The 3,534-nt window shown below is 78.7% G+C and carries 5 protein-coding genes; 1 reads left to right on the forward strand and 4 read right to left on the reverse strand.

Annotated features, from left to right (window positions below):
- The 4 genes from HGCM_RS19910 to HGCM_RS10390 form a co-directional block, all read right to left on the reverse strand.
- A partial coding sequence (locus HGCM_RS19910; protein ID WP_040399062.1) for a hypothetical protein occupies positions 1-295 on the reverse strand: 295 nt, incomplete at its 3' end.
- The gene (locus HGCM_RS10380) at positions 292-1,281 is read right to left on the reverse strand and encodes an ANTAR domain-containing protein (protein WP_081596392.1); all 990 of its coding nucleotides are present in this window, start codon (positions 1,279-1,281) and stop codon (positions 292-294) included. The genes HGCM_RS19910 and HGCM_RS10380, both read right to left, overlap by 4 nt.
- Positions 1,282-1,422: 141 nt before the next feature.
- Entirely contained in the window at positions 1,423-2,256 is an 834-nt protein-coding gene (locus HGCM_RS17985; RefSeq protein WP_019136774.1) for an SDR family oxidoreductase, read from the reverse strand.
- A 92-nt stretch (positions 2,257-2,348) separates the two neighbouring features.
- On the reverse strand, positions 2,349-2,969 hold the full coding sequence (locus HGCM_RS10390) for a UdgX family uracil-DNA binding protein (protein WP_019136775.1): 621 nt from the start codon (positions 2,967-2,969) through the stop codon (positions 2,349-2,351).
- Between the two features lie 194 nt (positions 2,970-3,163).
- Here HGCM_RS10390 and HGCM_RS19915 point away from each other — a divergent pair.
- Positions 3,164-3,534 (forward strand): hypothetical protein (locus HGCM_RS19915; RefSeq protein WP_040399064.1); only part of this gene is annotated, 371 nt, incomplete at its 3' end.

Raw genomic sequence — 3,534 nt, forward strand, 5'->3', positions numbered from 1 at the left:
GCTCCGCCGCGGTCCGCGCGCGGCGCCCGGCCTGGTCGTCGGTGGGGCCACGCACCGCCCACGGGGGCGCCTCGCCCGCCAGCTCGTCCGGGCGCTCGACCACGGACTCGCCCGGCAGGTCGAGGTGGTGCTCGGTCGCCAGCCGGCGCGCGATGCGGCGGCCACGCTCGATGGCCCCCCACGCGTCGGCGGTCGGGTCGCCCTCGACGGCGCGACCGACCACCGTGAACCAGCCCCCGTCCCACCGCAGCGTCCGGACGGGACCCGGGGCCTCGGCACCTCCGCGTCGGCTCACGCGTGCCGCCGTGGCCGGAGCTCGGCCGTCCCGGCCGTGCCGTGGGACTCGTGGACCGTGCCCCCGGGCAGCGCCCGGCGCAGCCCTGCCGGGTCGCCCCAGGGCGCCAGGACGCGCACGGCCACCCGCTCGCGTGCGGCCCGGCGGGCGGTGCCGGCGAGGACCTGGCGCGCCGCAGGGCCGATGCGGGTCGCCGCCGTGGTGTCGACGAGGATGCGGCCGTGGCGCCGTCCGGGCCCCCAGGCCTCCTCGAGCGCGAGGTGCAGCTCGTGCGCGGTGCGCAGGTCGGCGCGGCCGCTCACCGTCACCATCGGCAGCTCGTCGTGCAGGAGCGTCGTGACGACGGCCGGGCGACGGCCCCGGGCCGGACCGGGCGCGTCGGCCGGTTCCCGGGCCAGCTCGTCCTCCAGCGCGTCCCGCGCGTGCGGCAGGACGGTCGTGCGCTCGCGGAGCCGGTGCACGACCCGCTGCGCGAGCAGCGTGAGCTTCTCGTTGCGGCGCATCGAGTTCCACCGCAGCAGGTCGAACGCCTCGTCGTCGTCCAGGCCGTAGACGAGCATGAGGGCGCCCTTCGCCTGGTCGACCAGGCCGTGCGACGCCAGCGCCGTCCCGAGCTGGAGGGACACCGAGCGGTCCGTCGCGGCGGCGAGCTCCGCGGACAGGTCGACGACGAAGCCCCCGTAGCGCCGCGCGGCGGCGGCGTGCCCGTCCGGCGCCGGCTCACGCCCGCCCGTCACGACGACCTGGGCCTGCGTGCCACCGCGCGTCACCCGGCACAGCACGCCGAACGCGGCGCCCTCGGCTGCCCCCGCCTCCAGGGCCGAGCGCAGCCGCTCGCGGTCCTCGGGGTGCACCCGCTCCAGCAGCGCGTCGGGCGCGTCGCCGCCCGGGGCGCCGAGGAGCGCCCTGGCCTCGTCGGACCAGTGCCAGCCGTCCTCCGCGTGGGTGAAGCGACCCACCGGGTGGGTGCTCTCCGCAGGCGTCATGGGGACCCCCTTCGCGGCCCGCCCCGAGAGCCGGACGGGCTGAGGCTCAACCCGTGGGGTGCTCACGACGAGGCCGTCCCCACGACCCTAGCCCGGTCCGCGCCCGCGCGCTCGGCCCGGCCGGCGTGGCCGGTCACGCCGTCACGGACGGCGCCAGTCGTGCGAGGTCAGGTGCGAGCCGGCCATCGGCCCCATGGGCGTCATGCCGCCGTCCACGAGCCACGACGCACCCGTCACGTAGCCCGCCTCCGGGCCGCACAGGAAGCGGACGACCGCCGCGACCTCGCGCGCGTCGCCCGGTCGTGCGACCGGGATCCCCGGCCGGTCGTGGCCCTGCAGCACGTCCTCGTCCTCCTGGCCCGTCATCGGCGTCGCGATCTCGCCCGGCGCGACCGCGTTCACGGTGATGCCGTGCTCGGCGAGCTCCAGGGCCGCCACCTGGACGAGCAGGCCGAGCCCGGCCTTGGCCGCGCAGTACGGCGCCGCACCGACGCGCGGCGCGTGCTCGTGCACGCTCGTGATGGCGACGACGCGCCCGCCGGTGCCCTGCGCGACGAGGTGGCGTGCGGCGGCCTGCAGGCACACGAAGGCGCCGTCGAGGTCGACGGCCAGCACCTCGCGCCAGCGGTCCAGCTCGAGCTCCAGCAGCGGGGTCGCCGTGCCGGTCCCGGCGACGAGCACGACCGCGTCCAGCCCGTCCATGACCCGGACCGCCTCGTCGACGGCCGCGGCGCCGCGCGAGGGCTCGCGCAGGTCGAGCTCGACGAGGTGGCACCGCGCCCCGCGGCGCTCGACCTCGTCGGAGGTCTCGCGGGCGCCCTCCTCGTCGCCGAACCACGTCACCGTCACCGCCGTGGCGTCGGTCGCGAGCGCGGTCGCCGTGGCGCGCCCGATGCCGGAGTCGCCCCCGACGACGAGGACGCGGCGGGGCGGCTCGCCCTGCGTGGGGTCCTGCGGTGCGACGTTCGCGCTCATGGTCCTCCTCGACCCGTGCTGCTCGCGGCTGACGTGCGACGTCCGACCAGCGTCGGACCGGTGCGGTCCCGCGGCAAGCCGGGGAGGCGGGCTCAGCGCGGCACGCGGCGCAGGTCGGCGACCAGCGCCGTGAACGCGTCGTCGAAGCCGGGCCGTCCGCGCAGCCGGACGACCGCCGACGGGTGGGTCGTGACCAGCACGTGCCCGTCGAGCAGCCGCCCACGCTCCGCCGTCACGGACACGGGGCGGCCCAGCACCGCGCGCGCGGCCGTGGCGCCGAGCGCGACGACGACCTCCGGCTGCACCGCTCCCAGCTCGGCTGCGAGCCAGGGCGCGCACGCCCGGACGTGCGCGACGGCCGGCGCCTTGTGGAGCCGGCGTCGACCGCGCTCCTCGAACCGGAAGTGCTTGACGGCGTTCGTCAGGTAGACGGCGCCCTCGTCGAGGCCCGCCTCCTGCAGCGCCTCGGACAGCAGCCGGCCCGCGGGCCCGACGAACGGCTCGCCCTCGCGGTCCTCGTGGTCCCCCGGCTGCTCGCCGACGAGGACGACCCGCGCGTCCTGCGGCCCGCGGGAGAACACGACCTGGGTGGCCGGGCGCCACAGCTCGCACCCGCGGCAGCGGGTGGCGGCCGAGCGCAGCGCGTCGACCCCGGCGCCCTCGGGCACCCACCGCCCGGCGCCCGGGGCCTCGTCGTCGGAGCCGGACCGCATGCTCCGAGCGTCGTGCAGGCCCGTCCGGCCCGCGAGCCGGGCGCCCGCCGCGCGTGCTCCCGGACCCGGCGGCAGACTCGGAACAGGTCCGGTCGACGGCCTCGGCACCCCGCAGGAGGTCACCATGGACCGGACGACCAGCGTGCCCGCGACCCCGGACGCGACCGTGCGCGCCACGCGGAGGGCGGCCTGAGGTGGGCGGCGACCTCGGCCTCGAGGCGTGGCTGCTCGTCCTGGGCGTGCTCGGGTGGGCCGTCTGGCGGGGCGCGCGCGCGGCGCAGGAGGTGCAGCACGGCGGGCCCTCCGCGCTGCGGGCGGGCTCGCGCGTGCGGTGGCGGGACGGCCGCAACGGCTGGCGACCGCTGCGCCGCGCTCAGCGCTCGGTGGTGGTCCGGTTCGTCGACGCCACGACGTGCTCGCGCGGGCACCCGGCCGAGCTGCGCGTGATCGTGACGACGGTGCGCGGGAGCCGGCCCGTGCGGACGGTGCACTGCCCCACGTGCGACCGCCCGCGCTGCTCCTGGTGCGCGGCGCCCGTGCCGGCGGGCGCGTCGCGCTGCGCCTG

This window comes from Cellulomonas massiliensis JC225, from assembly GCF_000312005.1.
In the GTDB taxonomy this organism is placed as follows: domain Bacteria; phylum Actinomycetota; class Actinomycetes; order Actinomycetales; family Cellulomonadaceae; genus Cellulomonas; species Cellulomonas massiliensis.